The organism is Azospirillum mesophilum, from assembly GCF_053470405.2.
This window is the reverse complement of sequence record NZ_JBPXMQ020000024.1, coordinates 38584-57278: the sequence shown is the minus strand read 5'-3', so window position 1 is coordinate 57278 and position 18695 is coordinate 38584. Positions and strand designations below refer to the sequence as shown.

Annotated in this window: 14 protein-coding genes; 8 read left to right on the top strand and 6 right to left on the bottom strand. The window is 69.4% G+C overall.

The window, feature by feature from the left end; translation table 11 throughout:
* Positions 1-53 precede the first annotated feature (53 nt).
* The gene (gene lptG / locus ACSVC7_RS21475; RefSeq protein WP_448206609.1) at positions 54-1148 is read right to left on the bottom strand and encodes an LPS export ABC transporter permease LptG; all 1095 of its coding nucleotides are present in this window, start codon (positions 1146-1148) and stop codon (positions 54-56) included.
* Between the two features lie 217 nt (positions 1149-1365).
* Here lptG and ACSVC7_RS21470 point away from each other — a divergent pair, with 217 nt between their 5' ends.
* The 4 genes from ACSVC7_RS21470 to ACSVC7_RS21455 all read left to right on the top strand — a co-directional run bounded on the left by ACSVC7_RS21470 (position 1366) and on the right by ACSVC7_RS21455 (position 5719).
* Positions 1366-2865 carry a leucyl aminopeptidase gene (locus ACSVC7_RS21470; protein ID WP_448206610.1) on the top strand — a complete coding sequence of 500 codons (1500 nt, stop codon included), beginning with the start codon at positions 1366-1368 and terminating at the stop codon, positions 2863-2865.
* A gap of 35 nt (positions 2866-2900) precedes the next feature.
* Positions 2901-3350, top strand: a complete 450-nt coding sequence (locus tag ACSVC7_RS21465; protein ID WP_448206611.1) for a DNA polymerase III subunit chi — start codon at positions 2901-2903, stop codon at positions 3348-3350.
* Positions 3351-3568: 218 nt separating this feature from the next.
* Positions 3569-4816 (top strand): ATP-binding response regulator, encoded by a 1248-nt coding sequence (locus ACSVC7_RS21460; RefSeq protein WP_448206612.1) that lies wholly within the window; start codon positions 3569-3571, stop codon positions 4814-4816.
* A gap of 78 nt (positions 4817-4894) precedes the next feature.
* On the top strand, positions 4895-5719 hold the full coding sequence (locus ACSVC7_RS21455) for an FkbM family methyltransferase (RefSeq protein WP_448206613.1): 825 nt from the start codon (positions 4895-4897) through the stop codon (positions 5717-5719).
* 57 nt (positions 5720-5776) lie between these two features.
* Here ACSVC7_RS21455 and guaA read toward each other — a convergent pair whose 3' ends face one another.
* The 3 genes from guaA to ACSVC7_RS21440 all read right to left on the bottom strand — a co-directional run bounded on the left by guaA (position 5777) and on the right by ACSVC7_RS21440 (position 9387).
* The gene (guaA, locus tag ACSVC7_RS21450; RefSeq protein WP_448206614.1) at positions 5777-7327 is read right to left on the bottom strand and encodes a glutamine-hydrolyzing GMP synthase; all 1551 of its coding nucleotides are present in this window, start codon (positions 7325-7327) and stop codon (positions 5777-5779) included.
* A gap of 34 nt (positions 7328-7361) precedes the next feature.
* Positions 7362-7916, bottom strand: a complete 555-nt coding sequence (locus ACSVC7_RS21445) for a GNAT family N-acetyltransferase (RefSeq protein ID WP_448206615.1) — start codon at positions 7914-7916, stop codon at positions 7362-7364.
* A gap of 106 nt (positions 7917-8022) precedes the next feature.
* Complete coding sequence (locus tag ACSVC7_RS21440) at positions 8023-9387, bottom strand: RsmB/NOP family class I SAM-dependent RNA methyltransferase (protein ID WP_448206616.1); 1365 nt, start codon at positions 9385-9387, stop codon at positions 8023-8025.
* Between the two features lie 300 nt (positions 9388-9687).
* Here ACSVC7_RS21440 and mltA point away from each other — a divergent pair, with 300 nt between their 5' ends.
* The 4 genes from mltA to ACSVC7_RS21420 all read left to right on the top strand — a co-directional run bounded on the left by mltA (position 9688) and on the right by ACSVC7_RS21420 (position 15204).
* Positions 9688-10854 (top strand): murein transglycosylase A, encoded by a 1167-nt coding sequence (mltA, locus tag ACSVC7_RS21435; protein WP_448206617.1) that lies wholly within the window; start codon positions 9688-9690, stop codon positions 10852-10854.
* A 19-nt stretch (positions 10855-10873) separates the two neighbouring features.
* Positions 10874-11392: a GNAT family N-acetyltransferase gene (locus tag ACSVC7_RS21430; protein ID WP_448206618.1), complete on the top strand. Its 519-nt coding sequence runs from the start codon at positions 10874-10876 to the stop codon at positions 11390-11392.
* A gap of 259 nt (positions 11393-11651) precedes the next feature.
* Positions 11652-14135, top strand: coding sequence for a PAS domain S-box protein (locus tag ACSVC7_RS21425; RefSeq protein ID WP_448206619.1), 2484 nt, complete (start codon positions 11652-11654; stop codon positions 14133-14135).
* Positions 14136-14421: 286 nt separating this feature from the next.
* A complete protein-coding gene (locus ACSVC7_RS21420; RefSeq protein ID WP_448206620.1) occupies positions 14422-15204 on the top strand; it encodes a TrmH family RNA methyltransferase in 783 nt (260 codons plus the stop codon).
* Here the strand turns inward: ACSVC7_RS21420 and ACSVC7_RS21415 are convergent.
* Together ACSVC7_RS21415 and lon are read right to left on the bottom strand one after the other, a co-directional pair.
* Positions 15190-15984 (bottom strand): DUF2076 domain-containing protein, encoded by a 795-nt coding sequence (locus ACSVC7_RS21415; protein WP_448206621.1) that lies wholly within the window; start codon positions 15982-15984, stop codon positions 15190-15192. The genes ACSVC7_RS21420 and ACSVC7_RS21415 overlap by 15 nt on opposite strands.
* 97 nt (positions 15985-16081) lie before the next feature.
* On the bottom strand, positions 16082-18463 hold the full coding sequence (lon, locus tag ACSVC7_RS21410; protein WP_448206622.1) for an endopeptidase La: 2382 nt from the start codon (positions 18461-18463) through the stop codon (positions 16082-16084).
* Between the last annotated feature and the right edge of the window lie 232 nt (positions 18464-18695).

Genomic DNA, 18695 nt, shown 5'->3' with positions numbered 1-18695 from the left:
TGTGGCCAAAGGCGGGGCGCCGTCCATCCGTCTGCGGTGTCCCCCGCCCTTTTTCAGCCGTCTTCCAGGTGCAGGAGCGCCGCGGTGCCGAGCAGCAGGCTGATCGCCGCCGGGCTCCAGGCGGCCATCGCCAGGGGGATGGTTTCCGAAATGCCGAAGGTGCGGATCACGTCGCTGGCCACGAACAGCACGAATCCGGTCAGCACGCCGCCGGTGACCATGGTCATCGTGCCGCCCCGGCGCGGCAGCCGCAGGGAGAAGGCGGCGGCGAACAGCACCATCGCCATGTAGAGCAGCGGCTGCGACAAAAGCGATTGGTAGTGCAGCCGGTGCCGCGTCGCCGGGAAGCCGGTCGCCTCCAGCGTGCGGATGAAGTGCGGCAGGTCCCAGAAGGAGATGGTCTCCGGTGAGGCGAAGCTCTCCTCGATGGTGGCGCGGTCCAGCTCCGTCGGCACGTTGTAGGTCGGAACCGTCTCCGATTCCTTCTTGCCCTGGTTCAGGGTGGCGTCCCGCAGCTCCAGCTGGCCGTTCTTCAGCACCGCGCGCGGCGCGTCGGCGCGGCCGAGGTATTTCATGTCGCCGTTGAAGCGCAGGACGATCACCTGCGACATCTCGAAGGTCTGCGGGTTCACCTGGTCGGCGTGGATGAAATACTGCTCCCCATCCGCCTGCTGGCGCAGCCACAGGCCGCTGCGCGACACGTCGAAGCTGCTGGCCCGCATCTTCAGGTAACGGTCCTGCATCTGGTTGTACTTGGCGATGAAGACCGAGCCGACGGGGTTGATCATCGTCACCTTGACCGCGCCGATCAGGGCCGCGGCGATCAGCACGGGCGTCAGGAACTGCCACGCCGACACGCCGACGGCGCGCGCCACCACCAGTTCCGCGCTGCGGGTCAGGCGCCAGAAGGTGAACATGCCGCTGAACAGGATGACGAAGGGGAAGATCTGCTGGCCGATCTCCGGCAGCTTCAGGAAGGCCATCTCGACGATCAGGCCCAGCGTCACGCCCGGCTTGCTGCCGGCGCGGCGCAGCAGTTCCACGATGTCGAGCAGGACGATGATCGACAGCAGGATCAGCAGCAGCAGGACGAACCAGGTGACGAACTGGCGTCCGATGTAGCGCGACAGCGTGGCGGATGAGTACATGGCTTCGGCCTCCCCGGCCGATTCAACGGGCAATTGGCGCGGCGGCCCGGTGAAAAGCCGCGAAGCCGCCGGGGCTATGTACTGCGTACCGGCGTCAGAAACAACTGGCCCGCGCCTTGACAGACCGCCTGGGAAGGTCTTTATCGCAGAGAGGTTGCCGATCGATCCCCACCCTTACCGACCCGGTCCCGCCGGTCGTCCTGCCTGAGAGGATTCGATGAAGTTCGCCTTTGCGAAACCGGAACTCCCGAAGTCCGGAACCGTCGCCGTCACCGTCGCCGCCGAGCGCGCCCTGGGCGCCGCCGGGCAGGACCTGGACCAGAAGACCGGCGGCGCGCTCACCCGCGCCATGAAGGCGAGCCGCTTCACCGGCAAGAAGGACGAAACGCTGGTCATCCTCGCCCCGGCGGGCGTGGAGGTGGACCGCGTGCTGCTGGTCGGCCTCGGCAAGCCGGACGAGGTGAGCGAGACCGTCCTCCAGGCGGCTGGCGGCGCGCTCGTCGCCGCCCTGGACAAGTCGGGCGAGACCGCCGTGTCCGTGCTGCTGGACCTGCCCGCCGGTTCCACGGTGGCGCCGGCCGAGGCGGCGGCCGAGCTGGCCTTCGGCGCGCGCCTGCGCTCCTACAAGTTCGACAAGTACCGCACGACCGACAAGAAGGAGCCCAAGCCGGCCCTGGAGCAGGTCACCGTCCTGACCGGCGAGGCCGACTCCGCGCAGAGCGCCTATGCCCGGCTGGAGACGCTGGCCGACTCCGTCGCGCTGACCCGCGATCTGGTGTCGGAGCCCGCCAACGTCGTCAACCCGGAAAGCCTGGCGGAGCGCTGCAAGGAACTGGCCGGCGTCGGACTGAAGGTCGAGGTGCTGGACCTGAAGGCGCTGAAGACGCTGGGCATGGGCGCGCTGATCGGCGTCGCCCAGGGCAGCGCCTTCGAGCCGCGGGTCGTCGTGCTGCGCTGGGACGGCAACCCCGGTGCGGAGGATCACCGCCCCGTCGCCTTCATCGGCAAGGGCGTCACCTTCGACACCGGCGGTATCTCCATCAAGCCCGCGGCGGGCATGGAGGACATGAAGTGGGACATGGGCGGCGCGGCCGTGGTCATCGGCACCATGCGCGCGCTGGCCGCCCGCAAGGCGAAGGTGAACGCCGTCGGCATCGTCGGGCTGGTGGAGAACATGCCGTCCGGCACGGCGCAGCGTCCGGGCGACGTGGTCACTTCCATGTCCGGCCAGACGATCGAGGTCATCAACACCGACGCCGAAGGCCGCCTCGTGCTGGCCGACTGCCTGTGGTACGCGCAGGAGACCTTCAAGCCGCGCCTGATGATCGACCTCGCCACCCTGACCGGCGCCGTCATCATCGCGCTGGGCCACGAGCATGCGGGCCTGTTCGCCAACGACGACGCTCTGGCCGACCATCTGCTGACCGCCGGCAAGGCGGTGGGCGAGCCGCTGTGGCGCCTGCCGATGGGCGAGGCCTACGACAAGGACATCAACTCCGACATCGCCGACATGAAGAACGTCGGGTCGGGCCGCGGCGCCGGCAGCATCATCGGCGCGCAGTTCCTGAAGCGCTTCGTCAACGACCTGCCCTGGGCGCACATCGACATCGCCGGCGTCGCCTGGTCGAAAAAGGACAGCGCCACCGTGCCGAAGGGCGGCACCGCCTTCGGCGTGCGCCTGCTCGACCGGTTCGTGGCGCAATTCCACGAAGGCTGATCGGGAAGGCTGAGCGAGAAGGCTGATCAGGGGTCATGACCGAGGTCCGGTTCTATCACCTCCAGCGGCGCACGCTCGAACAGGCGCTGCCGAAGATTCTGGAGAAAGTGCTGGAGCGCAACTGGCGGGCCGTCGTGCTCGCCGGTTCGCCGGAGCGGGTGGACGCGCTCAACCAGCATCTCTGGACCTACGACCCTGCCGGCTTCCTGCCGCACGGCAGCGCCCGCGACGGGTTCGCCGACCAGCAGCCGGTCTGGCTGACGGCCGACGACGAAAACCCCAACGGCGCCACTGTGCTGGTGCAGGTGGACGGCGTCACCAGCGACAGCCTGTCCACCTACGACCTCGTCTGCGACCTTTTCGACGGCAACGACGAGGAGGCCGTGATGGCCGCCCGCGACCGCTGGAAGGCCTGCAAGGCCGCCGGCCACGCGCTCACATACTGGCAGCAGAACGACCGGGGCGGCTGGGACAAGCGCGCCTGAGCGGAGCCGCACCAACCGGCCGTCAACCGTTGCCGTCAACCGTTGCCGAGTCGGAACGGACCGGCATGGTCCGATATTCTCATTGCAATTCACGGCACTTGCGACGACTTTAAGCCAATCTCTTCCGAAGGGGCAGGCACCCGCCGTATAGGGAAGGTGCCGCGGACCGGCGGTGGGGAGACCATGGCACCGGACTTCCCGGAGACGACGGCGCATCCATGACACGCAGCATCGACGAAAGCATCGCGCGGGACGTCAGGAACGCCGCCATCCTGATCGTCGATGACAACCTCGCCAACGTCGACCTGCTGCGTGAGATCCTGACCCACGACGGCTACGCCCGCGTGCGCGGCGAGACCGACCCGCGCCGGGTTCCGGCCCTGTGCGAGGCCGAGCGCTACGACCTGCTGCTGATCGACATCCGCATGCCGCACATGAGCGGGTTCGAGCTGATGGAGCGGCTGCGCGCGATCCATGGCGACGACTACGTGCCGGTGCTGGTGCTGACCGCCCACACCGACCAGGAGACGCGGCGCAAGTCGCTGGAACTGGGCGCCAACGACTTCCTGACCAAGCCCTTCATCGCGTGGGAACTTCTGCACCGCGTGCGGAACATGCTTGAAATCCGCATGCTCTACCGCCGGGCGGCGGAGCAGAACCGCGACCTGGAACGGCGCGTGTCGGAGCGCACGGCGGAGCTGCGCGAGGCGCTCGACGCCGCCCGGCGCGCGGACCAGGCCAAGCTGGACTTCCTGTCGGTGATGAGCCACGAACTGCGCACCCCGCTGAACTCCATCATCGGCTTCGCCGAGGTTCTGGCGAACGAGTCCGCGGGCCGGATCGGCCATTCCGACAGCGTGGAGTACATCAAGCTGATCGAGGAGAGCGGCAAGGCGCTGCTCACCATGGTCAACAACATCCTGGATTTCACGCGGGGTTCCACCGGCGGGATCGAGTTGGCGGAGTCGGACGTCGATCTGCCGCGGCTGCTGACCGGCTGCTTCGCCCTGCTCGCCCCCAAGGCGGAGGCGAAGGGGCTGACGCTGGCGCTGATGCCCTCCCCGCCGATCAGCGTCCGCGCCGATCACCGCCGCCTGCGCGAGATGCTGATGAGCGTGCTGGACAACGCCGCAAAGTTCAGCCACCCCGGCGGCAGCGTCACGGCCCGCATCGAGCTTCAGGCCGGCACCATCGCCATCGCCGTTACCGACGACGGTCCCGGCATCGCGCCGGACATCGCCGGCCGCATCTTCAGCCCCTTCACCCAGGCCGAACGCTCGCTGGTCCGCCGGCACGACGGGATCGGCCTCGGCCTGCCCATCGTGCGCCGCTTCGCCGAACTGCACGGTGGCGGCGTGGAGTTGGACAGCGCCCCCGGCAAGGGCACGACCGTGACCATCCGCCTGCCCGCCGCGCGGCTGGTCGCCCCGCCGATGCGGGACGATTGGGAAGCGCGGGCGTCGTAAGGGGCCGCCATCCCGGCCTGCACCGGCGGCGCGGGTTGTGGTAGGCTCCCGCAGGTCTCCACCACGGGTATTGCGACCATGAGCGACGCCATCGACCTTCCCGGCGGTTGGGGAAGGCTGCGGCCCTGCCGGCACGGGCTGTTCCTGTACAACGTCAACGACGCGTACATCGGGCGTTCGCTCGACCTCTACGGCGAATATTCCGAGGGCGAGGCGCGGGTGCTGACCACGCTGGTCGGCCCGGGTGACGTCGTGATCGAGGTGGGGGCGAACATCGGATCCCTGACCGTTCCGCTGGCCCACCGGGTCGGGAACGACGGCTTCGTCCTGGCGTTCGAACCGCAGCGGATCGCGTTCCAGATGCTGTGCGCCAACGTCGCGCTGAACGGGCTGACCAACGTGATCACCCGCCAAGCCGCGGTGAGCGACGCCGCCGGAACGCTCCACGTCCCCGCCATCGACCCGACGCTGCCCTACAACTTCGGCGGCGTGACTCTCGAAGGCCAGACGGAGGAGACGGGGGTCGATGTCCCGGCGGTGACCATCGATTCCCTCCACCTGTCACGGTGCCGCCTCATCAAGGCGGATGTCGAAGGCATGGAACCGGCCGTCCTGAAGGGGGCCGCGCGCACCATCGCCGAACACAGGCCGGCGCTGTATGTGGAGAACGACGACCGGCACCAGTCGCCGGCGCTCATCGCGCTGATCCGGTCCATGGGATACCGGATGTGGTGGCACACGCCGCCGCTCTTTGACCCGAACAATGCCTTCGGCCGCGTGGAGAACGTGTTCCCCACCGTGGTCAGCGTGAACCTGCTGTGTTTCCCCGCCGAGGCCCAGGTCGATCTGGACGGCCAGGAAGTCACGTCAGACGAGGATTGGCTCCCGAACCTCGGCGGGTGACGAAACACCGGCCAAGCCCGGCCGGAGCGGTTTCCCGCCCCAGACCGGACGCGCCCCTTATTCCCACTCGATCGTGCCGGGCGGCTTCGATGTGATGTCGTAGACGACGCGGTTGACGCCGCGGACCTCGTTGACGATGCGGTTCGACACCCGCGCCAGGAAGTCGTGCGGGAACGGGTACCAGTCGGCGGTCATGCCGTCGGTGGAGGTCACCGCGCGCAGGGCCAGCACATGGTCATACGTACGCCCGTCACCCATCACGCCCACCGTGCGGACCGGCAGCAGCACGGCGAAGGCCTGCCAGATCGCGTCGTAGAGGCCGGCGTTGCGGATCTCCTCCAGATAGACCGTGTCGGCCTTGCGCAGGATGTCCAGCTTCTCCGGCGTGATCTCGCCCGGCACGCGGATGGCCAGGCCAGGCCCGGGGAACGGGTGGCGGCCGATGAAGGCCGGCGGCAGCCCAAGCTCGCGGCCAAGCGCGCGGACCTCGTCCTTGAACAGCTCGCGCAGCGGCTCCACCAGCTTCAGCTTCATGCGCTCCGGCAGACCGCCGACGTTGTGGTGCGACTTGATGGTGACCGACGGGCCGCCGGTGAAGGACACGCTCTCGATCACGTCGGGGTACAGCGTGCCCTGGGCCAGGAACTCCGCCCCGCCGATCTTGGCGCTCTCTTCGTCGAACACGTCGATGAACAGGCCACCGATGATCTTGCGCTTGCGCTCCGGGTCGGTGACGCCGGCCAGCTTGCCCAGGAACAGCTCCGACGCGTTCCGGTGGACCAGCGGGATGTTGTAATGGTCGCGGAACAGGGTGACGACCTCGTCCGCCTCGCCGGCGCGCATCAGGCCGGTGTCCACGAAGATGCAGGTCAGCTGGTCGCCGATGGCCTCATGGATCAGCACGGCGGCGACCGAGGAGTCCACGCCGCCCGACAGGCCGCAGATCACCTTGCCCTTGCCGACCTGGGCGCGGATTCGCTCGATGGCTTGGCTCTTGAAGGCGGCCATGGTCCAGTCGCCCTTCAGGCCGGCGACACGGTGGACGAAGTTCGCCAGCAGCTGCGCGCCGTGCGGGGTGTGCACGACCTCCGGGTGGAACTGCACGCCGTAGAACTGGCGGGCGTCGTCGGCGATGGCGGCGAACGGCGCGCCCTCGCTGACCGCCACGGCCTGGAAGCCGTCCGGCAGGGCGGTGACGCGGTCGCCGTGGCTCATCCACACCTGCTCGCGGGCGCCGACCTCCCACAGCCCGTCGAACAGGGCGCAGGTCTGCTTCACCTCGATGAAGGCGCGGCCGAATTCGCGGTGGTCGGAACCGGAGACGGTGCCGCCCAGCTGGTGGCACATGGTCTGCTGGCCGTAGCAGATGCCCAGCACCGGGACGCCCAGGGTGAAGACCACCTCCGGCGCGCGCGGCCCGTTCTCCTCGGTGACCGAGGCCGGGCTGCCCGACAGGATCACGGCCTTCGGAGCGTAATCGCGGATCCGGTCCTCGCTCATGCTGAAGGGATGGATCTCGCAGTACACGCCGGCCTCGCGGACGCGGCGGGCGATGAGCTGGGTCACCTGAGACCCGAAATCGAGGATGAGAACGCGCTCGGCGGACATGGAAACAACCTGATGCGGGGGATCAAGCCCCTGACTACCGCATTTCAGGCCCCGCGGACAAGCGTGCAAGAGGCGTCAAATCCTGCCAACCGTAGGCGATTTCCACCAATTCGGCCCCGGCGAAGCGGATCGGGCGGTCCGCGACCCGAACGCCGCCCAGCCGTTCGTAGAACCAGCGCGACGGGTTGTCGCGCAGGCACCAGACCACGGCGGTCTTCAGCCCGGCGTCCAGCAGCCGCTCCGCCATCACCGCCATCAGCCGCCGCCCGAGCCCCAGCCCCTTCGCCTCGTCGAGCAGGTAGAGGGCGTAGAACTCGCCCTCATACCCCTCCACCGGCAGGCGGCGCCGACCGTAGGTGGCGAAGCCGACGACCGTGCCGCCCTCCTCCACCACCAGCGCGCCCTGTCCTTTCCCGTGGGACTGGACGGCGTTGTACCAGCGCATGGCCGCCGCCGCTTCCGACAGGTTCACCAGATAGACGTCCGGCACCAGCCCCGGATAGGTGGAGCGCCAGCTGGCGATGTGGACCTTGGCAATGCCCGTGGCGTCCGACGGACGCGCGTCCCGAATCACCACAGCATCGCCCATCGGGCACTCCCGCCGCCGTTTTGCCAACATAGAAGCTGGACGCGGGCGCCGGGTGTGTCCAGATGACGGAACGGATAGGACCGTTGGGAGAGGACGTTGGGAGAGCCTAGGCCTGCGCCTCTTCCGCCCCGATTCCGTCGCTCTTTTCCTCCTCCGCCTTCTCCTCCTCGGCCTTGCGCTCCAGCACGGCGGCGAAGAAGCCGTCCGTGTCGTGGCGGGCGGGGGTCAGGCGCAGGTACGGTCCCTCGGCGGGCGGGGGACCGGCCTCTTCCTCCGCCCACACCTCGGCGACCGGCTTCACGGTGAACTCCGGATGGGTCTCCAGGAAGGCGGCGACCTGCTTCTCGTTCTCCTCCGGGAGCATGGAGCAGGTGGCGTAGACCAGCCGCCCGCCGGGCTTCACCAGACGCGCGGCGCTGTCCAGGATGCTCGCCTGGAGCGGCAGAAGCTGGTCGAGACCGGGGCCGAGCTGGCGCCAGCGGCTGTCGGGGTTGCGGCGCCAGGTGCCGGTGCCGCTGCACGGCGCGTCCACCAGCACGCGGTCGAACTTGCGCTTGTGGCGCTTCACCCAGGGGTCGCGCTCGCTGGAGAGCGGGTGCGCCTCGATGTTGTGGAGGCCGGCGCGGCGGAACCGCTCGGCGGCGCGCTTCAGGCGGCCGGCCAGCACGTCGCAGGCGACGACGCGGCCCTTGTTCTTCATCAGCGCGGCGATGGCCAGCGTCTTGCCGCCGGCCCCGGCACAGAAGTCCACCACCTGCTGCCCCGGCTTCGGGGCCACCGCCAGCGCCACGAGCTGGGAGCCCTCGTCCTGGATCTCCACCAGCCCTTCCTTAAAGGCGTCCACGGTGCCGAGCGGCGGACGGCCGTGCACGCGCAGGCCCAGCGGCGACCAGCGCGTCGGCTCCGCCGTGATGCGGGCGCGCTCCAGCGCCTTCTTCGCGCTTTCGCGGCTCGCCTTGACCGGGTTGATGCGCAGGTCGAGCGGCGCCGGCTCCAGCAGGGTCTGCATCTCCACGGCGAAGCGGTCGCCAAGGGCCGCGCGCATCGGCTCCTCCGCCCAGGGCGGGCATTCGACGCGCACGCTTTCCGGCATCTGCGGATGCTCCAGCGTGTGGGTGTCCAGCTCGTTGGCGAGCTTCGCCTCTTCCGGCTTCAGCGGCTCCGGGGCGAACTTGGAGGAGCCGAACAGCGCCTTCACATCGGCGGCCGGCTTGCCTTCCGCCAGGATTTCGTTGGCGATGGCGCGGGCGCGCGGGGTCGGCGGGTGGCCCAGCCGCTCCAGCCACCAGGTCAGGCGCGCGTGCCGGCGCAGGATCGCGTAGGCCGTCTGCGCCACCGCGGTGCGGTCCTTGGACCCGATGTAGCGGCGGGCGCGGAAATAGGCGCTCATCACCGCGTCGGCGGGGCGCGGGGTTTCGTCGATCTCGGTCAGCAGGTCGATGACCGCCTGAAGGCGGGCGGCGGGAGTCATGGTCGGTCCTTGCACTAAAATACAGGCGGGTACGGGCGGTGTGCGCGATGCTGTCCACGGTCGATAACCCGTTTCGCCGCCGCTTGTCATCCTCCACGCGCGCGCCTCAGCCTCCCGCGCGCCCCGCCGGGCCTGTGACAAGGTCCCCGGCGCGCTATCGTGGACGCGAAGAACTGTTGACCGTCATCGCGCAAAAAGGCAAAAAAGAGGTAGAGGTACTTGCCTTTGCCGTCTTGGTCGCGGCAAGTCGAGCCTCCCTTCCTTTTTGGTGAAATCAAAGAACTCGGTGCGGAGTACGCGATGGCGGCTGCGGTCGGCGGTGTCATGGCGCGCGTGTTGACGCGCGTACCCTCTCTCCTCGCGCTCGGACTGGTGGCCGCCTGCGCGGGCAACACGCCCACCGCCGGCGGTCCAGGGGGAATCCGTGCGGCGCAGCCGCAGCGCCCCGGCCTGGAGAAGGTCTCGGCCGACTTCCGCAGCCTGTCCGGCTGGATCGACGACGACCATTCCCAGGCCCTTCCGGCCGTGCAGCGCACCTGCCGTTGGGTGGACGCGCAGCCCTCCGACAAGCCGCTCGGCGCCCACCCCGCCGCCGGCACCACCGCCGACTGGCGCCCGATCTGCGCCGCCGCCCGCGCCCTGCCCGCCAACGACCCGGAGGCGGCGCGCCGCTTCTTCGAGGACAACTTCACGCCCGTGTCCCTGTCCGAGGGGCAGGAGGGCCTGTTCACCGGCTATTACGAGGTCGCGCTGCACGGAAGCTGGACCCGCACCGACCGCTACAACGTGCCGATCTACCGCACGCCGAAGCGCACCAAGCGCGGCATCCCCACCCGCTCGCGCATCGTCGACGGCGCGCTCAAGGGCAAGGGGCTGGAGATCCTGTGGGTGGACGACGCCATCGACGCCTTCTTCCTGGAAATCCAGGGCTCCGGCCGCGTGGAGATGACGGACGGGTCGGTGGTCGCGCTGGGCTACGCCGGGCAGAACGGCCACAGCTACTATCCCATCGGCCGCCACCTGATCGACATCGGCTACGCCACGCCGGAACAGGTGACGATGCCGCTGATCCGCCGCTGGCTGAACGAGCATCCGGCCGACGCCAAGCGCGTGATGAACCTGAACCCCTCCTACGTCTTCTTCCAGTTGCGCCCCAACATCGGCGCGCGCGGCGCCCGCAACATGGAGCTGACCGGCGGCCGCAGCCTCGCCGTGGACGCCGGCTACATCCCGCTGGGCGTGCCGCTTTGGCTGGAGTTGCGCGACGCACCCGTGCCGAACGGCGAGATCAAGCGGCTCGTCGTCGCGCAGGACACCGGCGGCGCCATCAAGGGGGCGGTGCGCGGCGACCTGTTCTGGGGCCACGGCCCCGACGCCGAGGAAGGGGCCGGCGTCATGAAGGCCAAGGGGCGCTACACCATGCTGGCCCCGCGCAACACCTCCTTCCTGCTGGCGCAACGCCGCTAGCGGGGCCGCAGGAGGAACCATGCTGGTCCGCCTGACCGAAATGCCCGACCCGGCGGCGGCCCTCGCCGCGCTGGAGGAGATTTTCTTTCTCTCCACCACGCGGACACGCTTCGCCTCGCCGGAGGAGCGGGCGGCCTTCCGGCAGACCTGGACCGGCTGGTACCTGGAGCAGGCCCCAGCCGACGTCTGGTTCGCGGTGGAGGAGGACGGCACGATCCTCGGCTACCTGACCGGCTGCAAGGACAGCGCGGGGGCCGTGGAGCTTGCCCGCAGTATTCCGAAATACGAGGTCTTCGCCGACCGCTTCCGGGACTTTCCCGCCCACCTGCACGTCAACGTCCGGCCCGGTTACCGGGATCGCGGCATCGGGCGGATGCTGGTGGACCATTACGCCGAGGACTGCCGGGCCGACGGGCTTCCCGGCGTGCATCTCGTCACCGCGGTCTTCGCCCGCAACGTCGCCTTCTACCAGCGCGCCGGCTTCACCGACGCCATACAGCGCGGTCCCCTGCTGTTCCTCGGGCGACGGCTTCTGTAGCTCCCGTACGGGCGACCAAGACGATTTCAGATAAAAACGGTTGCAGTGCACGGAACCGGCAGGACGCCGCGCGCCGTTTTAGCACCTTGGGGCCTAGGAACGACGCACGGTCGTGCCTTGCTGCTCGGGCCGGGTGGCCGAAGGGCCGGCAATATTCTTGTCACACAGCGTTTTTCGGAAATCGGGGCATGCTGTCGAGAATACCAAAGAATTCGCGCGGGGATGAGCTTTGGACGGCAACGGCTGGGCGGGTGGCGCTATGACGACGTCGCCCGACGACGGCTTAGGTCCGTTTCCCGACACGCCGCGCGGCAAGCCGACGAGCCAGGAACGGCACCGGTCGCGATTCCCCGTGATGGTGTCTGTCGGCTACGCCGCGGTCTCAGCCGTGTGGATCGCCGCGTCGGACCGCATTGCCGCAACCCTGTTCGCCGAGAATCTCGCCACCGTCCAGACTTACAAGGGGTGGCTGTTCATTCTGATCACGGCGACGCTCCTGTTCCTGGTGCTGCACCGTGAGTCGCGCCGCCGGCAGGCGGTGGAACACAGCCTGCGCGACCAGGAATCCCGCCTGCATCGGGAGCGCGGCCTTCTGGAGGCGGTGCTGCGCCAAGCCCCGGTCGGCATCTCCATCGCCGGCGCGCCGGACGGGAAGGCGCTGATCCTCAACGACCGCGCGCGGGAGATCACGCAGATCGCGCCGAGCGGCGACGGAATTGCCCGTTATGCGTCCTACGGCGCGGTGCATCCCGACGGTCGCGCCTACGGAGTGGACGAGTACCCGACCACCCGCGCCCTGCGCTATGGCGAGACGATCGACCGGGAGCCGATGACCTACCGCCGTCCGGACGGCCGGACGGTGGAGCTGGAGGTCAGCAGCGTTCCCGTGTGCGACGACGACGGCCGGATCGCGGCGGCGGTGACGGTCATCGCCGACACCACCGACCGCAAGGCGACCAAGCGCGAACTGGACGAGAGCCGGGATCTGCTGCGCACCACGACGGACGCGCTGCCCGCCCTGCTGTTCGTGACGGACGCCGACGGCAAGAACATCTACACCAACCAGAGCTTCCAGGATTACACCGGCCTGTCCCCCGAAGCCCTGCTGGGGGATGGATGGCTGCGGATCATGCATCCCGACGACCGGAAGCGCGCCGCCGGGAACTGGGCCATGGCGGTCGAGTCCGGGACCCGCTACGAGGCCGAATACCGCTTCCAGCGCCACGACGGCGTCTACCGCTGGCACCTGTGCCGCGGCTTGCGGGAGACCCGGGCCAAGCTGTGGGTCGGCACCTGCACCGACATCCACAATCTGAAGGAAGCGGAACAGGCCGTGGCCGAGAGCGAGGAGCGGGTGCGCCGGGCCATCGACGACGCCCCCTTCCCTGTCATGGTGCACGCGGAGGACGGGACGATCGTGCACGTCAGCCGAAGCTGGCTGGAGGCCACCGGCTACCGCCGCGACGAGATCGCCACCATCGACGACTGGACGGAGCGCGCCTACGGCGAACGGCGCACGGCCATCCGCATGGACATCGAAAGGCTGCACAGGCTGGACCGGCCCATCGACGAGGGCGAGTATGTCATCCGGACGGCGGACGGCCGCGAACGCACCTGGGCCTTCCGCTCCTCCCCCATCGGCCGCGACGCGAAGGGCCGGCGGCTGGTGGTCAGCATGGCCGCCGACATCACCGACCGGAAGGACGCCGAGGACCGGCTGCGCCTGCTGATGCGGGAGGTGGACCACCGGGCGAAGAACGCACTGGCGGTCGTACAGTCCATCGTCCTGCTGAGCCGGGCCGACGACCCGGCCGAGTTCGCCAGCGCGGTCGAAGGGCGCGTCACGGCCATGGCGCGGGCGCACGCCCTGCTCGCCGCCAGCCGCTGGTCGGGAGCCGACCTCGCCACGCTGGCCGGGGAGGAGCTGGGCGCCTTCGCCCAGAACGGCCGGGTCGCCATTTCCGGCCCGCCCGTCGCCATCGTGCCGGAGGTAACCCAGTCCGTCTCCATGGTCCTGCACGAACTGGTCACCAACGCCGCCAAATACGGCGCCCTGTCCGTGCCCGAGGGGAACGTCGCGGTGACCTGGAAGCCGGAGCCGGGGAGCGGCCGGCTGGCCCTGTGCTGGACCGAGACGGGTGGTCCGCCGGTCGCGACGCCGACCCGGCACGGCTTCGGCACGACGCTGATGGAACAGACCATCCTCGACCAGATGAGCGGCGATCTGGAGATGGACTGGGATCCCGCCGGCCTGCGCTGCCGCATCACCCTGCCGCGCGACTGCTACGTGGTCAGCGGCGTGCGCCCGGCCGCGGAGTCGCCCCGCAAGGCCGCCAACGACCACCGGTCCGTGGTGCCCGGCAGCCGGGTGCTGGTGGTGGAGGACGAAGCCCTGACCGCCATGGGCTTGCAGCAGGTGCTTGAGGGCGCCGGCTATGCGGTGCTCGGCCCCGTGGGGCGCGTGCAGGAGGCCATCGACCTTGCCCGCCGGGAACCGCCGGACGCGGCCGTGCTGGACGTGAACCTGTTCGGCCAGTCGTCCTTCCCCGTGGCCGAGACGCTGGACGCCATGGGCGTGCCCTTCATCTTTTGCACCGGCTACGGCGGGCTGGACACCGCCAACGAACGGCTGCGCAAGGCGCCCGTGCTGTCGAAACCGGTACCGCCGGACACCGTGCTGCGCGCCATCGGCACCTTGATCGGCACCGGCAGCCGCCCCAACACCGGCGTAGGACCGACCTGAGCGGGACGGGCTTCTAAAATCCCTCGCCCAACCCCGTTGGGAGAGGGAGGGGCCCATGCGCAGCATGGGAGGGTGAGGGCAAGGTCATGCCGAAAATCCTGGGATTCCGTGACCTGAATTCTCGGGCCAACCTTGCCCTCACCCTCCCGCGCCGAAGGCGCGGGCCCCTCCCTCTCCCATCGGGGATGGGAGAGGGGGTTTGTCGCGCACCCAAGGACAGCCCTTTCCAATCCCCAGGCTTGCGCACTAAGGTCCGGCTTCCAGGACACAGCCACCACCGAGCGCCATGACCCGGTCCCCGCGTCTGATCGAAAGCCCGCAGAACCCGCAGTTCAAGCTGTGGGAGTCGCTGCTGGAAAGCCGCGGCCTGAAGAAACAGGGCAAGTTCCTGCTGGCCGGGCTGAAGACGGTGCCGGAGGCCTTGGCGCGCTATCCGCGACGCTTCTCCACGCTGCTGATCGCCGACCCCGCGCAGATCGACGGCTGGACCCTGCCCCCGAACGTCGAACCGGTGCAGCTGGCCCCCGCCCTGTTCCGCATCCTCGACGCGTCGGGCACGGGCTTCCCGCTGCTGGTCGGCGTGGTGCCGGAGATGCCGCTGCTGGACCTCGCCCGCCCGCCGGAAGGGCTGGAGCTGGTCTGCGCGCTGGGCGACCCGAACAACCTCGGCGCCCTGCTGCGCAGCGCCGCCGCCTTCGGCGCGCGGTGCGTGGTGCTGCTGGAAGGGGCGGCCCACCCCTTCCACCCGAAGTGCCTGCGCGCCGCCTCCAACGCGCAGTTCGAGCTGACGCTGATGCGCGGTGGCCGCTGGGACGCGTTGCGGAGCGCCGCCGGCCCCATGGTCGCGCTGGACGCCGGAGGCGAGGACATGGCCGCCTTCCGCTGGCCGCGCGACGTGCGGCTGGTGCTGGGGGAGGAAGGGCTTGGCATCCCGGACGACCTGCCGGTGCGGCGCCTGTCCATCCCCACCACCGGCGCGGTGGAGTCGCTGAACGCCACCGTTGCGGCGAGCGTGGCGCTGTTCAGCGTCTTCCTGGCGAACCGCCAGGCGATCTCAGACCCAGCTTGAGTCGTCCCCGTCACCGCTGTCGAAGCCGCTGTCGTCGTCGCTCTGGTAGTCGGCGTCTTGGACGTTGGCATTGTCGGGGCCGTTGTCGGGCAGGAAGCCCGCTGGCTGCCCGTGGTCCGCGACGTCGCCGTAGTAGTTGTTGATGATCGTCTCGCTGGGGCCGGCGATCGGAGCCGCCATGGCTTCGCCGAACGGGCCGGGCGAGTGGTGGAGCAGCGACGAGATGGCGTTCGCCGCCAGCATGCCGCCGGCCACGCCGGCTGCCGTCTGCGCGGCGCCAGCCAGGAAGCCGCCGCCACGCGGGGCGTAGGCCTGCGGCGCGTAGCCGGGCTGCGGCGGATAGCCCGGCTGAGCGTAGCCGCCGGACTGCGGGTAGCCGCTGGGGGGCGGAGGCGCACCCCACGGGCCGCGACCGCCGGAGGGCGGCACAGGGTTGTAGGCCGGGTCGGGCGCGCGCTGCGGCTCCGCCGGCCGGCTGCCCCACGGGCTGCGGCCGAGGCCGAGCGCGTTCGACAGGAAGCTGCCCCCGCCGGACGCCGGCTGCTGCGCGCGGGACTGCGCGTCCTTCAGCTCCCGCTCCAGCTCCTCAATGCGCTGCTGGGCGGCGCTGAGCGCCTGCTGCTGCACCAGGACGGACTGCGCCATGTAGTAGGGTGCCGCCGGTTGGCCCTGCACCAGCTGCTGGATGTAGCGTTCGGCCTCCTGATCGCGCGGCTGGTTCTCGACCTCGCGCAGGTGCTTGAAGAGGTCGGTCAGAAGGTTGCGTTCCTCGGGCGTCATGCGGGTCTCTCCTGTGCGCGTTCTCATCGGGCGCGCCGCATATGTGGCGTGCCTGCCCCCACCTCAACAAGGGTGGTGCCGAACCGAAACGCGCCGATCAGCCCGCTTTCCGCTGCGACTCGATGTCCGCCCCCTCGGGCGCCAGCGCGGCGCGGACGGCGTCGTCCACCCGCTCCAGCCAAACGAAGGACAATTGCTCGCGCACCGCCGGGGGGATGTCGTCGAAATCCTTGCGGTTGCGAGCGGGCAGCATCACCGTCTTCAATCCGGCGCGCTGGGCGGCCACCACCTTCTCCCGGATGCCGCCGACCGGCAGGACGAGTCCGCGCAGGCTGATCTCCCCCGTCATGGCGGTGTCGGAGCGGATGCAGCGCCCGGACAGAAGCGACACCAGCGCCGTGAACATGGCGACACCCGCCGAAGGCCCGTCCTTCGGGATGGCGCCCGCCGGTACGTGGATGTGGATGTCGAACTTGTCCAGCCCTTCCGGATCGAGGCCGAGTTCCCGGACCCGCGACTTGATGAGGCTGAGCGCCGCCTGCGCGCTTTCCTTCATCACGTCGCCCAGCTGCCCGGTCAGGATCAGCCGGCCGGAGCCCGGGAAGCGGCTCGCCTCGATGAACAGGATGTCGCCGCCGACCGGGGTCCAGGCGAGGCCCGTCGCCACGCCGGGGACGCTGGTGCGCATGGCCACATCGTTCTCGAATCGCGGCGGCCCCAGGATTTCCGTCAGGTTGTCCGGCGTGACGCGCATCCGCTGCACCTGCCCCTCGGCGATGCGGACGGCGACGTGGCGGGCGACGGCGCCGATCAGGCGCTCCAGATTGCGGTTCCCGGCCTCCCGCGTGTAATCGCGGACGATGGCGCGCAGGGTCTCGTCGGGGATTTCCAGCTGCTCCGGCTTCAGACCGTTGGCGGCGAGCTGCCGCTTCACGAGATAGCGCTTGGCGATCTCCAGCTTCTCGTCCTCGGTGTAGCCGCCGAGTTCGATCACCTCCATGCGGTCGCGCAGGGGGCCGGGGATGGTGTCCAGCACGTTGGCCGTGCCGATGAACATCACCTTGGACAGGTCGAAGGCCACGCCAAGGTAATGGTCGCGGAAGGTGGCGTTCTGCTCCGGATCCAGCACCTCCAGCAGCGCCGCCGACGGGTCGCCGTGGAAGCCCTGGCCCAGCTTGTCCATCTCGTCCAGCATCAGCACGCAGTCGCGCGTGCCAGCCTTGCGGATCGCCTGCACGATGTTGCCGGGCAGCGCGCCGACGTAGGTGCGGCGATGGCCGCGGATCTCGCTCTCGTCATGCACGCCGCCCAGCGAGACACGGGCGAAGGCGCGGCCGGTGGCCCGCGCGATGCTCTGCCCCAGCGAGGTCTTGCCCACCCCTGGCGGTCCGACGAAGCACAGGATGGGACTGCGCCCTTCCGGGTTCAGCTTGCGCACGGCGAGGAATTCCAGGATGCGGCGCTTGACCTTTTCCAGCCCGTAATGGTCCTCGTCCAGGATGCGGCGCGCCTCGGCGATGTCGATGCTGGATTCCGACAGGCGGTCCCAGGGCATTTCGATCAGCCAGTCCAGATAGCTGCGAACCATCGAGTACTCGGCCGCCGCCTCCGGCATCCGCTCCAGCCGGCGCAGTTCCTTCTCCGCCTGTTCGCGTACGTCGGGCGGCATGCCGGCCTTGGCGATGGCGTCCTGAAGCTCCCCGATCTCGGCCTGCCGGCCCTCGTCGGCCTCTCCCAGCTCCTTCTGGATGGCGCGGAGCTGTTCACGCAGCAGGTATTCCCGCTGCCGCTCGTCCATCGCCTCGCGCGTGCGCTCGCGGATGTCGCGGGAGATGCGCAGCACCTCGATGCGCTGGGCCAGCAGAGTCCCGACTTTGTCCAGCCGTTCCAGCAAGTCGACCGTCTCCAGCACATCCTGCTTCTCGTTGGGCTTCAGGTCCATGTAGCTGGCGGTCATGTCGGCCAGCTCGCCGGGGCTCTCGATGGCCTGCACGGCGGTCAGCAACTCCTGCGGCGCCTGGGGCAGGAGTTGCAGCGCCTCCACCGCCTCGTTGCGCAGGTTCAGGAAGCGGGCCTTGACCTCCGGCGTGCTGGCGTCGGACTCCTCGACCATCTCCACGCGGGCGGCCATGAAGGGATGGCCGGGCACCCACTCGACCACGCGAAAACGCTGCAAGCCCTGGCAAACCAGATGGTGCGAGCCGTCCGGCGTGGTGACGTAGCGCAGGATGTTCGCGGTGGTCCCGACGCGGTGCATGTCGGCGCCGGTCGGCTCCTCCACCTCCTCCTCGCGCTGGAGCACGATGCCCACCGGCTGCTGAGTGCGCGCCGCCTCCTGCGCGGCGGCGACCGACCGGGCGCGCCCGACGGTGACCGGCAGCACCACCCCCGGAAACTGCACGAGGTTCCTGACGGGGATGATGGGGATCACGTCGTCGGGAAGGCCGGTCTTTTCGGTGTGGGCTTGCTCGTCCGTCATGCTCCTGTCCTTCAACCCGATCTTTCTAAAAATCAGCGGTACTTGCTTCCCCAAAAGCCCTTCCCCCCTTGTGGGAGAAGGGTTGGGATGAGAGGTCGTTACCGCCTCTCGCGCAAACCAAGTTTGCGCTGACGGCGTCAGGCGAATGCCCAAGGCATTCGCTGAGAGCCGGCAGCCGGGAAGAAAACCCAAGCTTGCGGCCGGCTTTCGCCGGCTGCCACCCTCACCCCAC